Genomic DNA, 17,890 nt, shown 5'->3' with positions numbered 1-17,890 from the left:
TTTCTCTATCTCTATGCAGAACAGACATGCCTGTTCCCTACAGCAATCATCTAAAACTTTCTCAGGTATCGATCCAATTCCCATTGAGAAACATACCGGGAGTATTCTGTCCATTCGTATAGGACGGCATCTACAAATTTCTCATAAGTATGCTCTCCAAGGGCTTCTTTGATGACCTCATCTTGGGAAAGAAATTGTACCGCCTCATAAATATTTCCAGGTAGATATTCAATACCTTTTTCCTTCATCTCCTGCTCTTCCATGTGATAAACATTACTTGTAACAGGTGTTGGGGGATCAATTTTGTTTTTAATCCCATCAAGACCTGCCTTTAAAATAGCAGCCAGGGCCAAGTAAGGATTGGCAGATGGATCTGGACTCCTGAGTTCAATTCGCGTAGAATTTTCCTTCTTTGCAGGTATCCTAATCAGCGGACTTCGATTGCTGGCAGACCAAGCAATCAATATAGGGGCTTCATAGCCTGGTACCAATCGCTTATAAGAATTCACCGTAGGATTGGTGATGGCTGTAAACCCTTTGGCATGTTCCATGACCCCTCCAAGAAAATGATAGGCCACCTGGGACAGCTTCATCTCATCCCCTTCATCATAGAAAGCATTCTTACCATCCAAGGTTTCTAAGGACATATTGATATGCATACCTGATCCGCTGACACCAAACTTTGGCTTCGGCATAAAGGTGGCATGAAGGCCATGTCTCTGGGCAATGAGCCTTACTACCATCTTAAAGGTCATAATATTATCAGCAGTAGTCAATGCATCGGCATACTTGAAATCAATTTCATGTTGACCTGGTGCCACCTCGTGATGGGATGCTTCGATTTCAAATCCCATCTCCTTTAAGGTCATGGTCATATCCTTGCGGGCATTCCCGCCTAAGTCAATGGGTGCCAAATCAAAATAACCAGCGTTGTCATGGGTTTCCAAAGAAGGCTGCCCCTTTTCATCGGTATGGAACAAGAAAAACTCGCATTCAGGTCCCACATTCATGATGTATCCCATATCCGCAGCCTCTTTCAGTACTTTCTTCAAGGTATTTCTTGGGCATCCTTCAAAAGGTGTCTCATCTGCTTTGTATATGTCACAGATCAATCTTGCTTCCCTTGGATAGTTGGTCCAAGGGAGAACGACAAAAGTGGATAAATCCGGCCGTAAATACATGTCAGATTCTTCGATTCTAACAAATCCATCTATGGATGAACCATCAAACATAATCTCATTGTTTAATGCTTTTTCTAATTGTTCAATGGTAATGGCTACATTTTTCATAACGCCTAGAATATCTGTGAACTGTAGATGAATGAATTCTACTTCCATTTCTTTCGCCCTTTCCATGAGGGCAATTTTTGGGTCCATACAATAAACCTCCCCGCTTTACATATTCGACTTTACATATAGATTCACCAACATCTTTTCTAGAATCTCTTTTGCTGTCTTTGGATTCGCTTTTCCCTTTGTAGCTTTCATGATCTGCCCCATGAGAAATCCTACTGCCTGAGATTTTCCATTTTTAAAGTCATCGATGGCCTGCTGATTATAATCAAGTATCTCTTTAACTGCTGATTCTAATTCATCTGTTCCGCTAATCTGGGCTAATCCCTTTTCCTCCACAATTTCTGTAGGACTTTTATGGGTGATGGCTAACGCCTCGAATACTTCCTTACCTGCAGTACGGCTGATCTTACCCGCTTCGATCATTTTAATCAAATCTCCCAGATGTACTGCCTTTATAGGAATCTCATCCCCTTCTTCATCTTTCAGTAGTCTTAGGATTTCAACAAGAATCCAATTTGATGCTTCTTTTGGCGGAACCCCTTCAGCTATTACCGCTTCAAAGTAGTCTGCCAACATCTTTCTACCTGTAAGGATATCAATTTCTTTTTCACTCAATCCGTAGGTTTCTGCAAATCTGGTCTTTTTTTGAGTTGGAAGTTCTGGAAGGCTTTCTTTTACCTTCACGATATCCTCTTCCTGGATGAATACCGGCAGCAGGTCGGGTTCTGGAAAATAACGATAGTCATGGGCATCTTCTTTTGACCGCATAGGTACTGTCTTGCCCTTGGCACTGTCCCACTTTCTTGTTTCCTGCTTAATCTTGTAGGCCTCTCCAAAGGTATATAGTTCTCTTTGACGTTTCTCTTCTTTCTGAATAGCCTTTAGTATCTCCTTAAAGGAGTTCATGTTCTTGATCTCCACCTTTGTATTCAACGCCTGCTGTCCTAATGGCCGGATGGAAATATTGGCATCACATCTCATAGAGCCTTGTTCCATCTTGCAGTCTGAAACTTCAACATACTCCAACATGGCTCTCAATTCTTTTAGAAAGGTAACGGCCTCTTCAGCAGACCGCATATCTGGCTCCGTAACAATCTCTATCAAGGGTATGCCGGTTCGATTATAATCGATGAGTGTAACAGGGGCATCTTCTAAATGTATCAGCTTCCCCGCATCTTCTTCTAGATGAATTCTTGTAATCCCCACCCGTTTTTCCCTGTCATCCAATTTGATATCTACAAATCCTTTTTCGCAGATGGGCAAATCAAATTGAGAAATCTGATATGCCTTGGGCAAATCCGGGTAGAAATAATTCTTTCGGTCGAACTTGTTTACATGATTGATTTGGCAATTTAAAGCACTGCCTGCACGCATAGCAAGATTTACAACTTCTTCATTTAGCACAGGCAGTGTGCCAGGCAATCCTGTACAGATGGGACATGTATTTTCATTGGGTGGAGCACCAAATCCCGTGGAGCATCCGCAGAATATTTTTGATTTTGTTTTTAATTCCACATGGATTTCTAGTCCTATAATCGTTTCAAACATGTCTATTCTGCCTCCTTTAAGAATGCTGTTTCATGATAAACCCCTAGCCCTTGTTCTAAGCTGTAAGCCGCTTGCAGCAGCTTCTTTTCTGTATAATGATCACCGATCAACTGTAATCCAATGGGTAGCTTTTCTTTACTGAAGCCGCATGGAATGGATATAGCCGGTACCCCTGCAATGTTGATGTTCACCGTATAAATATCTGCTAAATACATCTCCATGGGATCAGCAGTCTTTTCTCCTATGGAAAACGGCAATACTGGCGATGTGGGCGTTAAAATAATATCATAAGCCTCAAATGCCTGTTTCATTACTTTTTGTATCTTTTGACGAAGCATCATGGCTTTTTTATAGTAAGCATCATAATAGCCGGAGGAGAGTACGTAGGTTCCCAGCATGATCCTTCTCTTTACCTCTTTGCCAAAACCTTCAGTTCTCGTATTTTCCATTAATTCTTCAATGCCAGTAAAGTTTTCTGCCCGATAACCATATCGTACACCATCGTATCTGGCAAGGTTGGCACTGGCTTCTGCAGAAGATATGATATAGTAAGCAGAAAGCCCTGAATCCATAATGGGCAAAGAAAATTCCTCCACAACAGCACCATCTTCTTCTAATTGCCTCACTGCTTTTTCAATAGCAGAGCGAATCTCTGGGTCCAGACCTTCCTTAAAACACTCCTTCGGAATACCTATACGCAGACCTTTCACACCCTTATGCAGATCTGAAATATAATCCTTTTCCGGCTCCCTTTGAATACTGGTGGTATCCAGAGGGTCATGACCTTGGATTGTTTGAAGGCTTATGGCACAATCCTTTACTGTTCGTGTAAAAGGACCAACTTGATCCAAGGAGGATGCAAAGGCAACCAACCCATATCTTGAAACCAATCCATAGGTAGGCTTTAATCCAACTGCACCACAAAACGCAGCGGGCTGTCTGATGGAGCCACCGGTATCTGATCCGATGGTTAGTGGGGCAAAACCTGCTGCCACTGCCGCTGCGGAGCCCCCCGACGAACCACCTGGAACTTTATCTAGATGCCAAGGGTTCTTCGTTTTTTGGAATGCTGAGTTCTCCGTAGAAGATCCCATGGCAAATTCATCCATATTGGTTTTTCCTATGATAATTGCGCCAGCATCCTTTAGTCTTTGCACCACTGTGGCATCGTAAGGAGGAATAAAATCTTCTAAGATTTTTGATGCACAGGTAGTCTTAATCCCTCGGGTACAGATGTTATCCTTTATAGCTACTGGAATTCCCCCCAGCATGCCGATGTCTTCCCCATTCGCTAGTTTTTTGTCTATAGCTTCAGCTTCCTTCAATGCCGATTCTTTACATAGCGTGATAAATGCCCCAATTTGAGGATCTAATTTGTTGATACGATCCAAATAACCTTGAACGATCTCCGTCACAGTAAATCGCTTTTCTTGATAAGCTTTTTGAATCTCCTCGATGGTTAGCTCTTCTATTTTCATGGTGTCACCCCTATTCTATAACCTTTGGAATGGACAGATAACTTTCTCTCATCCCTTTTGCATTTTGAAACAATTCTTCCTTATTCTCAAAGGGTTTTATCTCATCTTTTCTTAGAATGGACTTCCCTTCTTTTGCTGCGGCTAACCCTTCCATACTTAGATCTTCCTTGTCTAGATTTTGAAAATGATCTAGAATCCCCTCAAATTCCTTGGCAAAAGTTTCTGCCTCATCCTCATTAAATCTCAACTTTGCCAGCTTGGCGATGTAGTTAATGGTTTCTGTGGTTATCTTCATTTTTAATCCTCCTAGGGTACAATTCTGTTTAAATCTCTTGGGAATAGTGTGGACTCTCGAATGTTCTCTAAGTCTAAAATCTTCATGGTGATTCTTTCTAATCCGATGGCAAATCCTCCATGGGGTGGCATGCCATATTTGAAGCTATCTAGATAAAAATCAAAATCATCTGGGTTTGCACCGAATTTGATAATATTTTGTTTTAGCATCTCATAATCATGAATTCTCTGGCCACCTGTGGTGATTTCCAATCCCTTATAGATCAGGTCAAAGCTCTTGGTCATACCCTCCATTTGATCATCAGGCATAGCATACATTGGTCTCTTGGCAGCAGGGTATTTCGTAATAAAAACAAAATCACTTTGATAATTTTCCTTTACATATTTTGAAAACAATATCTCCCCTTCTGCATCAATGTTCCCCACAGGTGACTTTTTGTCATAGTCCTCTAATAATATTCTTTGTACCTCTCCCAATGGAATCCTAGGTATTTCAGGAATTTCAGATAATACAATCCCAAACATCTCCAGTTCCTTTCCACATGTCATATTTAAATGCTGAAACAAGAATCTCATGAAACCTTCTTCTAAATCCATCAAGTCATGTTCATCTTGTATAAATCCCATCTCTATATCTAAGCTCACATACTCGTTTAGATGTCTCCACGTATTATGAAGCTCCGCCCTGTAGGCATGCCCTACTTCGAAAACTGACTCAAAACCTGCCCCAACCATCATCTGCTTATAAAATTGAGGACTCTGGGCCAGGAAAGCTCTGGTTTCGAAATAGTTTACAGTGAACAGTTCTGACCCCCCTTCAGTTCCTGAAGCCACAATCTTCGGTGTATGGATTTCCGAGAATCCATAGCCTCTCAGGTACGTACGAAATGCTTCTACAATCTCCCCCTGAATTTTAAATACAGCCCTTCGGTCTGGCCTACGCAGCCCTATGGTTCGATGATCTAATTGTGTTTCTAGGGATGCACTGATATCCCTTTGATTGATACTGAATGGCAAAAGTTCATAATAGGTTTTTCCTAAAATCTCCAGGGTTTTTACCCGAACCTCAACCCCTTCTGGCGCCCTATCATTCTTAAACACAGTACCTTCCACTGTTACAGACATTTCCAGTTTTAACGCCTTCAGCAGTTCCTCATCTTCTACGACCAACTGGACAATCCCCGTTTTGTCTCTTAAAAAAACAAAAGCAAATTTTCCAAAGCTTTTCATTTTGTATATCCAACCCTTTAACAATACCTCTTGCGTTTTCATCTCTGCCAATTCCCGAATCCATACTCTTTGCATATTTTCGTTCTCCTTTCTCATTGTTATTTTCCAAAAAAATAAATAAAAGCCCATCATCCCTGTAAAACAGGGACGAAAGGCTTGCTTCCGCGGTACCACCCAAATTAGCTATACGGCTCACTTTATCAGTACGGAAATATTATCTATAAATCGATACTGTCCAATCTATAACGGTTTGGCTCCGTCTAAGCCTACTTTCCCAATGAATTTCGGTTAGCAACTCCGAGCTGTTCTTCGACATAGGTATCGTATTGGTCTCTCACTATCACCAACTCGCTGAAACTACTTCCTAGGTTTACTCTTCTCATCATCGTCTTTATTTTCTCTTTTTTATGAATTTTACGCCTATTCTCTTTTTTTGTCAATACTTTCTATGAAAAAAATTAATTTTTATACACATCATTTTTTATTTATGTTACTATTTCCATTCTTCCTTCTTTTTATACCTCTTGTTCTATCCTAAGGTTGATTGTTTAAAGCAACTTTTCCTTCATCTCCATTTCGAATTCGTACCACATTGGCAATCTCATAAATGAATATTTTTCCATCACCAATTTTGCCTGTATACAACACTTTTTTTGCTGTTTCTACCACCAATGCTACGGGTACTTCACAGATTACTGTTTCTACCTTAATCTTGGGCAGCAATTCTGGTGTATAGGTAACGCCTCGGTAATTTCCAGTCTGGCCTTTTTGAACACCACATCCCATCACATTACTGACAGTCATCCCCATGACGCCAATTTTATTGAGGGCATCCTTCAATTCCTCGAACTTGTTCGGTCTGGTGATAATATCCACCTTGGTAATTTTATCCATACTCATCCTCCTTATCAATGGATATTTATAAACTTTTATGGTTAGCTGGATCTTTAAATTTGATCGCTATTTAAGTAAATAACCCTTGGTTGGAAGTCAGCGTAGCTTTCTGTCCCATGCTCTTTCTTATCCAGTCCTTCCTCTTCCTCTTCACTGCTTACACGTAAACCCACCGTTTTATCTATGGCCTTGAATAGATAATATGCGGTAACATTGGTCCAGAGCGCCACGGCACCTACCCCAAGCAGCTGAACAAACAGTAGTTTTGTTCCACCCCCATAGAACAACCCTCCATCGGTGGCAAAGATACCAACCAACAGGGTACCTAAAGCACCACAGACACCATGGACGCTTATGGCACCTACTGGATCATCAATTTTCATTACATTCTCAATAAACTCTATAGCCAATACAACGACGATACCAGAGATGATACCTATGACAGCAGCACCGCTTGGACTCACAATATCTGTACCGGCAGTGATTCCTACCAGGCCGCCTAGTGCGCCGTTTAATGTCATACTCACATCGGGCTTATTGTAACGAACCCAAGAGAGAATCATAGATGCAATAGCCCCTGCTGCTGCTGCCAGGTTTGTGGTCACAAATATATGAGAAACAGCCTCTGTACTTGTTCCAGCCAACGTTGACCCAGGATTAAAACCAAACCATCCAAACCATAGTATAAATACACCGAGAGCGCCTAGGGTGAGACTGTGCCCCTTGATTACTTTAGGTTTTCCATCACTTGTAAACTTGCCCAAACGTGGTCCAATAATCCACGCACCCATGAGGGCTGCCCAGCCCCCCAGGGAGTGAACCACGGTAGAACCAGCAAAATCATGGAACCCAAGCTGTGCCAACCAACCACCTCCCCATATCCAATGGCCGACGATGGGATAAATCACTGCACTAATGACCAAACTATAAATGAGATAAGAGCTAAACTTTGTTCTTTCTGCCATGGCACCGGACACAATCGTTGCTGCCGTGGCACAGAATACCGTTTGAAAAATTAAAAATGCTTCTTTGGGTATACCTAATCCCAAATGTTCAAAGGAACTCAAGGAAAAAAGATCCACTTTCCCAATATAGCCGCCTATATCGGTTCCAAACATAATACCAAATCCAAACACCCAGAAGACGACTGATCCCACTGCAAAATCCATCATATTCTTCATGATGATATTCCCTGCATTTTTTGCCCTTGTAAACCCAGTTTCTACCATTGCAAAGCCTGCTTGCATAAAAAATACCAACGCTGTTGCTACCAATACCCACATTGTGTCAATTGCCATCCCATAATCCATGAATAACTCCTCCTTCTCTATTTTTCCTTTTACCTTTTTTCATCATGATGCCAGCTGTACATCAAAAAAGAAAAAAGACGTCAACAAACAAGGAATTCTATATCCCTTGATTGTAGACGTCGTTGCCTACGTATTACTATGCATTTTTTAATATAGGAATAATCATAATATATTTTTTATATTTTTGCAACATGTTTTTTGAATTTTTATTTTTTTCTATTTTCTTATTCAAAACCGCTAAGCCTGACTACTTATTGCTCTTCATTAAGAAGGATAATGCAAATAAACTTTCACTGACATGGACATTTTCTACCACCACATGATTTGGTATTTTTAAGTCCACTGGCGCAAAATTCCAAATGCCTTTAATACCGGCTCTTACAAGTCTATCCGCTACATCTTGGGCACTTGATCCCGGCGTACATATGATGCCAATATCAATTTGATTATTTTCAACAAAACACTCCAAATCATCCATATCTTTTATTTCAATGTCTCCAATTTTCAAACCAATCATCTTTGGGTTTATATCAAACATCCCTTTGGGAATAAATCTCGACTCCTTCAAACTTGTATAGTTCGCAATCGCTTGTCCTAAATTCCCTGCACCAATAATCACTGTACTATATGTCTTATCCAATCCAATAATTTTGCTGATTTCATGATAGAGCACTTCCACATTATATCCATATCCCTGCTGTCCAAACTCTCCAAAGGTGTTAAAATCCTGCCTGATCTGAGAAGCCGTAAAGCCCATGACTTTACTTAGTTCTTTTGAAGATATAATGGTAACACCTTCAGCTAAGAACTCCGCCAAATACCTATGATATTTGGGTAGTCTCCTGATTAGCGCCATAGAAATTCCACTACTGGGTTTTAACACCTATATCACTCCCTCAGTTGTATTTTAACGTTTGCCTTCTAGCCGTATACAGCCCATATAGGCAGTTTATTCTTTCGCCCTTTGTTTATTATTATATTTCATTAAAAAGGCCCCAGTCAAATTTTTCCTTTATCAATCATATCTTTGATCCTTCATGGTCTATACAGCAAATATTTATACTAAATTTTTATGACTGATGGATTCAATTTCACATATTCTTTTTATTAATAAATCATTTCTCCTGAAATGAATAATCGGGTCTTCGTATCGTTTGGATTCTCAAAAATCCTTTCATGGTTTCCGCACTCTATGATGCTGCCATTCATCATAAATACTGTATAATCTGCCAACCTTTTGGCCTGAAACATATTATGGGTTACAAGAACAACGGTGGTTCCATATTCTCTCTTTGCGTGTACAATCAGTTTTTCGATTTGGCTCACATTCGCTGGATCTAGATTGGCTGTGGGTTCATCTAAAAGTAGCACCTTTGGTTGAAACACCATGGCTCTAGCTAAAGCAATTCTTTGGGCTTCTCCACCAGAAATGGTCTCTGCCCTTTGGAGGGCAATTTCATTTAAACCAATCAACGCTAAAATTTCATCTACACGTTTCTTGATCTGATCCTCAGGTGTCTTACGAATCTTAAGTCCATAGGCAATGTTATCGAAAACAGTTCCATGAAACATGACTGCATGTTGAAATACCATGGCCATAGATCTTCGATTATGATCCCCATGTCTCATAGAACCTATAATATTCTGATCCTCAAAAAAGATCTTTCCCTCATCGGGAGGTACAAGTCCATTCAGTATAGATAATAAGGTACTCTTCCCTGCACCACTAGGCCCTATGATTGCCGTAATCAAACCCCGGGGAATATTGAGCTCATCAATACACAATACTTTTTTCCCTTTGAACGCTTTTGATAAGTTATTGATCTTGAAAATATTCTCCATATTACAACCACACCTTTCCCCGGCGGATCATATCTATACCTGTAGTGATAAACAGCGACAGAATTAATAAAATAATTCCTAGGGCAAGGGCTTCTTGAAATTCACCCATGCCTTTCTGCAGGGCGATGGCTGTTGTCATGACCCTTGTCTGATACCGTATATTCCCCCCCACCATCATTACTGCACCTACTTCAGCCAACAATCTGCCAAAAGCAACGATAATAGATGATCCAATGGAATAACGGGCTTCCCTGATTAGAATCCATACCAGTTGATAACGACTGGCTCCTAAGCTAATGGCTGTCTTTCGCAGTAAAGGATCTAAACCATGGAGTGCAACGATGGTAAGCCCCATAATAATAGGTGTAGCCAACATAGTTTGGGCCATCACCATGGCTGTTTGGGTAAACAATAGCCTTAAATCCCCAAATATCCCGAACTGGTTCGATAGAAGTATGTACACAACAAGACCCACCACCACCGGGGGAATGCCCATAAGGGTATTAATCATATTAATCAATACATTTTTCCCCTTAAATTCCTTTAATGCGATGACGGCACCTACTGGTATGCCCACTAGTGCACTGAGTATAACAGCTATCGTCGATATTTTCAACGAAAGAAATACGATTCCATATAGTTCAGGATCAAAGGATAAAAGATTTTTTATTGCCATTATAAATGCTTCTTGAAAATATGCCATGCTCTTCCTCCTATATGAATATATAAATAAAAACAATCCTAAAAGGATTGTTCTACTCAAAACAGTATAGTCGCGTACACTCTTTTTACAGTATTTTCCTTTCCTAACATGGGAGGCTTCGAAATTTCTCACAAAACCCTCTGGTCAAACCACAGGTTATAGCTTCATAGAAGAATCTTTAGAAGATATAACTCGGAAAATATTCTCCGTATTAAATTCTTGTTTGAGCATTTAAATGATCGTACATGCCTAGTTATTATTATATTGATTTCCCCTATCAAAGTAAATATTGTTTTATAAATCTTCTATATATTCTTAAACATTATATCCTGTTGGAATTGCTTCCATTTCATTGATACGAACATATGATAAACTATGCAACATTTTATAAGAAAGGATGAAGCTCATGGTATCTATTCCTGTTACGCCAAATAATCCTTACCCTAACCCTTCTCTCGCTATTCTCCCCATGTTCTGCCAGATTCCTCAACATCTTAAGGTATCTGGGAGTGCAGATGTTAAGATAACTCCAGATATGGCCTCTGTTTCTCTTGGGGTGTCCACTGAAGATCAGGACCTTAGCGTGGCACAAGAAAGAAATACGCAAATAATAAATAGGGTAATACAAGGCTTACTATCTTCTGGTATTCCCCAGAAAGATATTCAAACCCAATCCTATACCATAGACCCTCAATATGACTATGTGGAAGGACGTCAGATATTTAGAAACTATCGTGTTATCCACATGCTTTTGGTCACGATCCGCAGCTTAGACAGGATCGGAACGATCATTGATCAAGCTGTAGCCAATGGTGTGAACATCATCAACAACATTGCTTTCTCCACCGCTGATCCATCAAAATACTATAAGCAGGCCCTTACCATGGCAATTCGTGATGCTGTAAGTAAGGCACATGTCATCGGGCAAAGTATCCGAGCAATAGTTTCAGAGACGCCCGTTCACGTTGTAGAAGAATCCAATTCACCTATTTTATTTGATGATCGCCAGCTTTTCAAGACAGCCGAAAGTGCTGTCCCTATACAACCAGGACAAATAAATGTTTCCGCAAGAATTATTGCCACTTTTGCCTATCGCCCCCTCAATCATTGACATTACGCTTCTTATGAATCACTTACAAATAGAAAAATGCAACGGTATAAAACCGCTGCATCTTTCTATTTGTTATTTTTCTAAACAATCTTCTCGCCTTGGTATCGCTCGCCTCCCGCATTGGGAATGATACCATAGCGTTCTGTCCATAGGGTCTTATATTTTAAGGCTTGGGCATGGATACTCTCTAGGCTTTCTATGGTCCTTATTACTTTTCCCGGCATACCTACGACCATGGAATTTGGAGGAATCACCTGGTTTTCTCTGACCAATGCACCAGCTGCCACAATACTTCCCTTTCCAACCACGGCACCATTCAATATGATAGCACCCATACCAATCAAACAATGATCTTCGATGGTACAACCATGAATGACTGCATTATGCCCAATCGTAACATAATCTCCTATGATGGTGGGATGGTCATCCGCCACATGAACAACACTATTGTCTTGCACATTGGTATAGTTTCCAATTTCAATATGATTCACATCTCCCCTTACCACCGTGTTGAACCAAATACTGCTGAATTCTTTCATTTTTACCGCCCCAATCACCTGGACACCCTCAGCTATAAAAGTTTTCTCATCTAAGTCAGGATAAATCCCTTCAAATTCTTTGATCATATCTCTTTTTTCTCCCTTCATCTGATAATCATTTACTTAATCTTATTCTACCCGAATCATCAACTAAGACTCAGTTCAGATGGAGTTTGTATCTCCACCTGAACGCCAAGTCGTGTTATCCAGGGGCTGTACAACTCTTGTCTCCCGCTTGTATAAGCAGGGATCATAAATCTTTGATTTATTATCATCGCTTACACAGGGTGCAAGCGGGAGTCTTAGAGTTGTTAGCCATCGGATAAATTATCTATGTACCCTCACACCATCGAAAGAACCTATATAGACTATCATACATAATATTGTTATAGATAGTAAAATTTTTCTACGTAGCATTTCGACCTTATCAAAGAAAAGGGGGAGTACAATGTCGTGGCCTTGCCGATATCAATGTTATGGTTATCCTTTATGCATGGCATTTCATATTGCTGAAACGAATCCTACGCTTTATCGCAGTGATGTTCCAGAAAATCCTATAACCATCTCCACAAAAGCGGTTAACAACCGTACATCTGTTATTACCACTGAATTAAAAATTCCCGTAATACAGGGTATAGCCAATACTCAAATTCAAAACAACATAAACAAACAGGTTGAAGATGACCTACTGGAATTTAAAAGAGAAATGGAAGAAGAAGCAAATATTTACGCAAAGTTAGCCAAAGAACAAGGAAAACCTTTTGTTCCATTCATCGCGTCTAATATATATTCCATCCCCTATAACAAGGCATCCATCCTCAGCATGAACATCTTATACCACCAGTTCATCCGAGGAAGGCATTCCTATATAAAAGTACCCTATAATTATAACATTCTAACAGGAAAATCCTTATCTATTTCAGACTTATTCCAAGAAGGGGCCAACTATAAAGAAGCGGTCAACCGTCAGGTCAGACAACAACTTCAAGCCGACAGCAGCAAATATTTCCCCGGCACCATCGAACAGTTCAAAGGCATCGCCGAAGATCAACCATTTTATCTTGAAAATGGTTATTTGGTTGTTTTCTTTGGATTCCATCAAATTGCACCCACAGAGTCTTTGCTGCCTGTATTTAGAATTCCGTTGTCCTCCCTTCAGCATATTCTGAAACCTATTTTTTTAAGGGGATAGCTATAGTAGCTTTGAAATACAAAAGCGCCTAGAAGAGTTTTCTAGACGCCTTTGTATTTACAACCATGCCTAATCATCACGCCGTCCCAGGAAGCCTGAAATCATCAATAGTCTTAGGAGCTGCATCACTGCCATGGCTGTGGCAGCTACATAGGTTAGTGCTGCGGCATTTAGCACTTTTTTAATCGGTTTTTCTTCCTCCACAGTCACATATGATCCATCAGCTAACATTGTTAAAGCTCTACTGCTGGCATTGTATTCAACAGGCAGCGTAATGATCTGAAATGCCACTGCAAACATGAATATCAATACCCCTATGGATGCTAAAGACTGGGAACCTAAGATCATCCCTAGAAACAATAGTGGGAAAGCTGCTTGGGAGCCTATGCTTGCCAAAGGGAAAATCATGTTTCGTAAGCTTAGCATGGCATAACCTTCACTATGCTGAACTGCATGCCCTACTTCATGGGCAGCAATTCCCAAAGCTGCCAAGGAAGTACCATGATAAATGTCCCTAGAAAGTCTCAGTACCTTTTGTCTCGGATCATAGTGATCTGTCATATGGCCAGAAACCATCTCAATCACCACATCGCCTATCCTTTGATCTCGCAAAAGCCTGCTCGCCAATTCAGCACCTGTAATGCCGTATTTCGAACCATATCTTGAGTATTTACTGTAAGCTGACTTAACCCTGCCCTGGGCAATCATAGCCAATATAATGGCTGGGATCAGCAATATAAACGTCGGATCAAAAAAAGGTATCATATTTTTTCCTCCTATTATTTTATTTGAAATTTAGTATTTAGCGTTTTTGTTTGTAAGTGTATCCTCTTCTCATCACCCCTTTCTAAATAAAAGACCTTTAACATAATTCCATCTATGAAGATGGAATTATGTTAAAGGTCTTACTTCTTCAATAAATAAAGGACAAAGCCAGACAGCATAAGCTATCGATTGTTGACTTTATCTCCCAGACCGGGTAGTTACTCCCCTTTAACAAAATATATAATATTTGAATAACACTATATCATATTCTCTAAAAAAATACAAGAACAGAACACGATTGTTTTATAAAATCTAAGAAATTTTTCTATTCTTTAAAAGTTTTTTTGCATATACATTTAAAGAATAGAAAGGAGATTATTTTATGGGCAAATTTATTCCTATTCTCTTTGCCATTTTGGCGGGAGTCTTTACAACCATTGAAGCTGCCATCAACGTAAAACTAGGCCGGATCGTTTCCCCTAAAATAGCGACACTCCATAATTTGATCACGGGTCTCCTCGTAATTCTTGTGGCAAATCTATTAAAAGGAACAATCCATGAGTATAAAAAGATTATCACCGTAGAGCCCCAGTGGCTTATCGGTGGTGTGTTTGGAACGTTTATTGTCTATATGGGCATCAAGGCAATTCCTAAGCTGGGAGTAGCCAACACCCTTACTATTATCGTAGCTTCCCAGCTCATCAGCGGCCTAGTGGTAGATGCATTTATCCTCAAACAGCAAGGTTTTTATTTGTTTAAGCTATTTGGTATCCTATTTCTACTGTTAGGCACTTACCTGGTTGTTCGATAGCTTTCTATGCCTATTCACAATCTACATTGATCTATCCTGCTTTATTCCTTTTATATAAAGGCTTTGATCTGATTCCGACCTTTTTTCTTTGCTTCATAAAGTGCAGCGTCAGCCCTATGAACAAGAATCTCTGATGACATTTGTTCATTCGGTAAAGTTGTTGAAACGCCAATGGTGACGCTAACAAAATCACTGACAATAGAGTGTTGATGCATGATTCCTAAATTCTCTATGCCTTGCCTCATCTCTTCGGCTATCAATAGGGCTCCAACAGAATCTGTATTGGGCAACACAGCTATAAACTCATCTCCCCCGTACCTAGCAAGTAAATCACCAGGTCTTTTTAGGATTTTCTTCAATGTATTTCCCACTTGTATGATACACCGGTCTCCTTCAATATGTCCATAATGATCATTGTATTCTTTGAAATAATCTATATCGATAATCAGCAGTGATAGATTTGAGACCTCTCTTCTCCCACGGAGCCATTCTATGTTCAAATACGCATCCAACCTTCTACGATTGGGTATCCCAGTTAAGCTGTCATTTTGAGAGAGCTCTAACAATCTCTGGTTTTCTATCTCCAATGCATTAACTCTATTGTTGAGGGCGATAATCTTTTTATGATCTTTCACCTTTTCTTTTTGGATTTCAAAAATCTTCCGTTGAAGAACTTCAATCTTATTTTTGTATTTCCTATGGATTGTCCTCCATCTTTCATCCATTGTTTTCCCCCCAGCCACATCAAATTTTCATCCGCCATAGACAATCATTTCTAGGCTTGTCTAAAAACTTTTATGACCATATATATGCAAAAAAACTGCTGAATATCACAGCAGTTTTTAAAAATATTATCCGTTCTCAATATCTATCCCTGCCATCTTTATAAGATACATGGCATTTCTGGTGGTGGAGATACCTGGGCGCAGCTTATAATCGAATTTAAGCTGATCCTCCTCATAGTACTCCCTAAAATGAACGTTACGTACTATGCCTTGGGTTTCCTGTTCTAGCTCACCAAGCTCTAAATCATGGGTTGATACCAATCCCATGGTTTTTCCTTGAATTAACTGTCTGATGAGAGTCTTTGCCCCCAAATGCCGATCATGGGAATTGGTTCCCTTAAAGATTTCATCCAGTAAGAAAAATACAGTTTTTTCTTCCTTCACAGCTTCTATGATTTTCCTGATTCGCAGCAGCTCAGCATAGAAAGAGGAAATGCTCTGTCCTAGATCATCGTGGACTCGCATACAGGTGTAAATCTCCATAACTGCACATTGAAAACGTTTAGCATAAACAGGTGCCCCAGCATAAGCGAGAACAAGATTCAGCCCTGCACTTCTTAAAAATGTACTCTTTCCCGACATATTTGATCCAGTGATCAGCAGCACACTGGCGGGTCTTTTTACCTTAAGATCATTTCTGATACATTTCTGCGCCAACAACGGATGTCCCATTGCCTCAGCGAATAGTACTGGCTCGCCCCTCAGTATTTCCGGGCGAGTCCAATCAGGATGTTCAAATCCTATGATCGATAAACTAGCCAGGGCTTCAATTTCGCCAATCCCCTTCAGCCATTGGTGTAAGTATGTCCCCGAATCATTTTTCCAGCGCTCTAACTTCCATAGGCCATGATAATCCCATAAAAACAATAGATTTATAAGAAAAAATGCAGCATTATATCGTTGAGAAAATACTTCAACAACCCGAAAGAAATTTTTGATCTGAGAGGATGGAAGCTCTTTTTTTTCATTCATCATCTGGGTCTTTATCTTATTTAAATAAGGACTTTGAAATTCTTGTTGCTCAATCCAGCTGATCATTCCTATATAGATTCCAATATCATTTTTATAGCGATAAACCGTTTGAAATATTTCTGCTCTTTCCTTACTTCCTATCTTTAACATCCCCAAGTGCACCCCTATAGCAGCTACAAAAAAACTATAAGGAATAGTCTGACTCACAAAGCTTAGCCACCCAAGCACTAGTGTCAGTCCAGGCAAAATATACATTAAAGCCAGCACCCATGCTTTCCTATAAATTGTATCGGGTGATTTCAACCACTGAAACAAAGGCTCTGGATTGAAGATATCATCAGCAGCCAATCTGGCTTCAGCTGCAAACCGCTGTCTCCATCGAAGTTGTTTGGATAATTCTTCGATGGCCCCTTGACGTCCTCTAATGTCTTCCAGTTCTTTACTAGGATTAGAAAGATATTCCCCTAACTTTTTCCTTCCTAAATCTGTTTTTCCTGCATTAATCCATTGGAACAATGACACTTCTCCAAATACATCCAGGTCTTCCCCATAGTTATGGGCTTCATTTTTAAAATCCTCTCCCTTATCAAGGAATGAATGCCAGTCACCCTTTATTCGCAATACACCTTCTTCGTTAATTTTCCTGAGGGCTTCTGAATATCTGCTTTTCACCTTCATTCTTCTATGATAAATTACCAAAGGAATAAATACGCATAAAGTAATAAATAGCACCAAAGCTGCCATAGAATCCTTATTTATCCCTGCAAGAGCTCCACTGATTAGAATACCAGCTAGAGAAAACAACAATCTAATTTTACTGATCCTATTTGCTGCGCGGTCCTGTCTATTATGTAACCGAGCATAATGCTGTTGTCTTCGTTTATATGCAGTCTCAGGATTTTTCAATTTTCCAGCCCCTTCCAGCAGTTTGTTGTGTTTCATATTCTTCTATTATAACACTTATTGATAATTTCAATTTATATATAAAAAAGCGTTGGAGAATGCAATTGCGTATTTAAATGAATGATGCGACATAAATGTCGCATAGGCTAAGGTTGAGGTTAAGGTTAAACCCGTAGCGGCGAACAGTGTTCGCCTAATATTTGTAGGAATACCGAGCA

Annotated in this window: 17 protein-coding genes, 1 riboswitch and 1 other annotated feature; of the genes, 3 read left to right on the top strand and 14 right to left on the bottom strand. The window is 39.9% G+C overall.

Translation table 11 applies throughout. The features are described from left to right. Window positions 1-50 precede the first annotated feature (50 nt). From glnA to K0R93_RS11525, 10 genes are all read right to left on the bottom strand, one after another. Window positions 51-1,376 carry a type I glutamate--ammonia ligase gene (gene glnA / locus K0R93_RS11570; protein ID WP_300301396.1) on the bottom strand — a complete coding sequence of 442 codons (1,326 nt, stop codon included), beginning with the start codon at window positions 1,374-1,376 and terminating at the stop codon, window positions 51-53. A gap of 18 nt (window positions 1,377-1,394) precedes the next feature. Further along, a complete protein-coding gene (gene gatB, locus K0R93_RS11565; RefSeq protein WP_300301394.1) occupies window positions 1,395-2,843 on the bottom strand; it encodes an Asp-tRNA(Asn)/Glu-tRNA(Gln) amidotransferase subunit GatB in 1,449 nt (482 codons plus the stop codon). Window positions 2,844-2,845: 2 nt separating this feature from the next. Further along, window positions 2,846-4,321 carry an Asp-tRNA(Asn)/Glu-tRNA(Gln) amidotransferase subunit GatA gene (gene gatA / locus K0R93_RS11560; protein WP_300301391.1) on the bottom strand — a complete coding sequence of 492 codons (1,476 nt, stop codon included), beginning with the start codon at window positions 4,319-4,321 and terminating at the stop codon, window positions 2,846-2,848. A 10-nt stretch (window positions 4,322-4,331) separates the two neighbouring features. Beyond that, window positions 4,332-4,616 carry an Asp-tRNA(Asn)/Glu-tRNA(Gln) amidotransferase subunit GatC gene (gene gatC, locus K0R93_RS11555; RefSeq protein WP_300301389.1) on the bottom strand — a complete coding sequence of 95 codons (285 nt, stop codon included), beginning with the start codon at window positions 4,614-4,616 and terminating at the stop codon, window positions 4,332-4,334. A gap of 11 nt (window positions 4,617-4,627) precedes the next feature. Next, entirely contained in the window at window positions 4,628-5,920 is a 1,293-nt protein-coding gene (gene aspS / locus K0R93_RS11550; protein ID WP_300301387.1) for an aspartate--tRNA(Asn) ligase, read from the bottom strand. A gap of 65 nt (window positions 5,921-5,985) precedes the next feature. Next, window positions 5,986-6,240: a binding site (T-box leader), on the bottom strand. Window positions 6,241-6,379: 139 nt separating this feature from the next. Beyond that, the gene (locus K0R93_RS11545; protein ID WP_300301385.1) at window positions 6,380-6,739 is read right to left on the bottom strand and encodes a P-II family nitrogen regulator; all 360 of its coding nucleotides are present in this window, start codon (window positions 6,737-6,739) and stop codon (window positions 6,380-6,382) included. 53 nt (window positions 6,740-6,792) lie between these two features. Beyond that, a complete protein-coding gene (locus K0R93_RS11540) occupies window positions 6,793-8,049 on the bottom strand; it encodes an ammonium transporter (protein ID WP_300301383.1) in 1,257 nt (418 codons plus the stop codon). Window positions 8,050-8,296: 247 nt separating this feature from the next. Continuing rightward, a complete protein-coding gene (locus tag K0R93_RS11535) occupies window positions 8,297-8,905 on the bottom strand; it encodes a redox-sensing transcriptional repressor Rex (RefSeq protein ID WP_300301489.1) in 609 nt (202 codons plus the stop codon). 251 nt (window positions 8,906-9,156) lie between these two features. Beyond that, window positions 9,157-9,891 (bottom strand): ABC transporter ATP-binding protein, encoded by a 735-nt coding sequence (locus K0R93_RS11530; protein WP_300301381.1) that lies wholly within the window; start codon window positions 9,889-9,891, stop codon window positions 9,157-9,159. Window position 9,892: 1 nt separating this feature from the next. Next, window positions 9,893-10,594, bottom strand: a complete 702-nt coding sequence (locus tag K0R93_RS11525) for an ABC transporter permease (protein ID WP_300301378.1) — start codon at window positions 10,592-10,594, stop codon at window positions 9,893-9,895. Window positions 10,595-10,673: 79 nt separating this feature from the next. Continuing rightward, window positions 10,674-10,804, bottom strand: a riboswitch (molybdenum cofactor riboswitch). 196 nt (window positions 10,805-11,000) lie between these two features. Here K0R93_RS11525 and K0R93_RS11520 point away from each other — a divergent pair. Next, window positions 11,001-11,705, top strand: coding sequence for an SIMPL domain-containing protein (locus tag K0R93_RS11520; RefSeq protein ID WP_300301376.1), 705 nt, complete (start codon window positions 11,001-11,003; stop codon window positions 11,703-11,705). 80 nt (window positions 11,706-11,785) lie between these two features. Here K0R93_RS11520 and K0R93_RS11515 read toward each other — a convergent pair whose 3' ends face one another. After that, window positions 11,786-12,331, bottom strand: a complete 546-nt coding sequence (locus K0R93_RS11515) for a gamma carbonic anhydrase family protein (protein ID WP_300301373.1) — start codon at window positions 12,329-12,331, stop codon at window positions 11,786-11,788. 361 nt (window positions 12,332-12,692) lie between these two features. Between K0R93_RS11515 and K0R93_RS11510 the strand changes: the two genes are divergently transcribed. Beyond that, on the top strand, window positions 12,693-13,436 hold the full coding sequence (locus K0R93_RS11510) for a DUF3298 and DUF4163 domain-containing protein (RefSeq protein WP_300301371.1): 744 nt from the start codon (window positions 12,693-12,695) through the stop codon (window positions 13,434-13,436). A gap of 69 nt (window positions 13,437-13,505) precedes the next feature. Here the strand turns inward: K0R93_RS11510 and K0R93_RS11505 are convergent, their stop codons facing one another. Further along, entirely contained in the window at window positions 13,506-14,201 is a 696-nt protein-coding gene (locus K0R93_RS11505; protein ID WP_300301369.1) for a zinc metallopeptidase, read from the bottom strand. 382 nt (window positions 14,202-14,583) lie between these two features. Between K0R93_RS11505 and K0R93_RS11500 the strand changes: the two genes are divergently transcribed. Further along, window positions 14,584-15,012, top strand: a complete 429-nt coding sequence (locus K0R93_RS11500; RefSeq protein ID WP_300301366.1) for a DMT family transporter — start codon at window positions 14,584-14,586, stop codon at window positions 15,010-15,012. 50 nt (window positions 15,013-15,062) lie between these two features. Here the strand turns inward: K0R93_RS11500 and K0R93_RS11495 are convergent, their stop codons facing one another. Next, the gene (locus K0R93_RS11495) at window positions 15,063-15,737 is read right to left on the bottom strand and encodes a diguanylate cyclase (RefSeq protein WP_300301364.1); all 675 of its coding nucleotides are present in this window, start codon (window positions 15,735-15,737) and stop codon (window positions 15,063-15,065) included. Window positions 15,738-15,863: 126 nt separating this feature from the next. Next, window positions 15,864-17,675 carry a MutS family DNA mismatch repair protein gene (locus K0R93_RS11490; protein ID WP_300301362.1) on the bottom strand — a complete coding sequence of 604 codons (1,812 nt, stop codon included), beginning with the start codon at window positions 17,673-17,675 and terminating at the stop codon, window positions 15,864-15,866. Between the last annotated feature and the right edge of the window lie 215 nt (window positions 17,676-17,890).

Source organism: Anaerosolibacter sp. (assembly GCF_029240175.1).
Lineage (GTDB): Bacteria > Bacillota > Clostridia > Peptostreptococcales > Thermotaleaceae > Anaerosolibacter.
The sequence above is the reverse complement of the archived record's forward strand: the minus strand, read 5'-3'. Positions and strand labels throughout refer to the sequence as shown.

What these genes read in the sequence shown, in the direction of transcription:
- glnA (WP_300301396.1), bottom strand. Translation starts at nt 1,376, where the DNA reads ATGGACCCAAAAATTGCCCTCATGGAAAGGGCGAAAGAAATGGAAGTA.
- gatB (WP_300301394.1), bottom strand. Translation starts at nt 2,843, where the DNA reads ATGTTTGAAACGATTATAGGACTAGAAATCCATGTGGAATTAAAAACA.
- gatA (WP_300301391.1), bottom strand. Translation starts at nt 4,321, where the DNA reads ATGAAAATAGAAGAGCTAACCATCGAGGAGATTCAAAAAGCTTATCAA.
- gatC (WP_300301389.1), bottom strand. Translation starts at nt 4,616, where the DNA reads ATGAAGATAACCACAGAAACCATTAACTACATCGCCAAGCTGGCAAAG.
- aspS (WP_300301387.1), bottom strand. Translation starts at nt 5,920, where the DNA reads ATGCAAAGAGTATGGATTCGGGAATTGGCAGAGATGAAAACGCAAGAG.
- K0R93_RS11545 (WP_300301385.1), bottom strand. Translation starts at nt 6,739, where the DNA reads ATGGATAAAATTACCAAGGTGGATATTATCACCAGACCGAACAAGTTC.
- K0R93_RS11540 (WP_300301383.1), bottom strand. Translation starts at nt 8,049, where the DNA reads ATGGATTATGGGATGGCAATTGACACAATGTGGGTATTGGTAGCAACA.
- K0R93_RS11535 (WP_300301489.1), bottom strand. Translation starts at nt 8,905, where the DNA reads ATGGCGCTAATCAGGAGACTACCCAAATATCATAGGTATTTGGCGGAG.
- K0R93_RS11530 (WP_300301381.1), bottom strand. Translation starts at nt 9,891, where the DNA reads ATGGAGAATATTTTCAAGATCAATAACTTATCAAAAGCGTTCAAAGGG.
- K0R93_RS11525 (WP_300301378.1), bottom strand. Translation starts at nt 10,594, where the DNA reads ATGGCATATTTTCAAGAAGCATTTATAATGGCAATAAAAAATCTTTTA.
- K0R93_RS11520 (WP_300301376.1), top strand. Translation starts at nt 11,001, where the DNA reads ATGGTATCTATTCCTGTTACGCCAAATAATCCTTACCCTAACCCTTCT.
- K0R93_RS11515 (WP_300301373.1), bottom strand. Translation starts at nt 12,331, where the DNA reads ATGATCAAAGAATTTGAAGGGATTTATCCTGACTTAGATGAGAAAACT.
- K0R93_RS11510 (WP_300301371.1), top strand. Translation starts at nt 12,693, where the DNA reads ATGTCGTGGCCTTGCCGATATCAATGTTATGGTTATCCTTTATGCATG.
- K0R93_RS11505 (WP_300301369.1), bottom strand. Translation starts at nt 14,201, where the DNA reads ATGATACCTTTTTTTGATCCGACGTTTATATTGCTGATCCCAGCCATT.
- K0R93_RS11500 (WP_300301366.1), top strand. Translation starts at nt 14,584, where the DNA reads ATGGGCAAATTTATTCCTATTCTCTTTGCCATTTTGGCGGGAGTCTTT.
- K0R93_RS11495 (WP_300301364.1), bottom strand. Translation starts at nt 15,737, where the DNA reads ATGGATGAAAGATGGAGGACAATCCATAGGAAATACAAAAATAAGATT.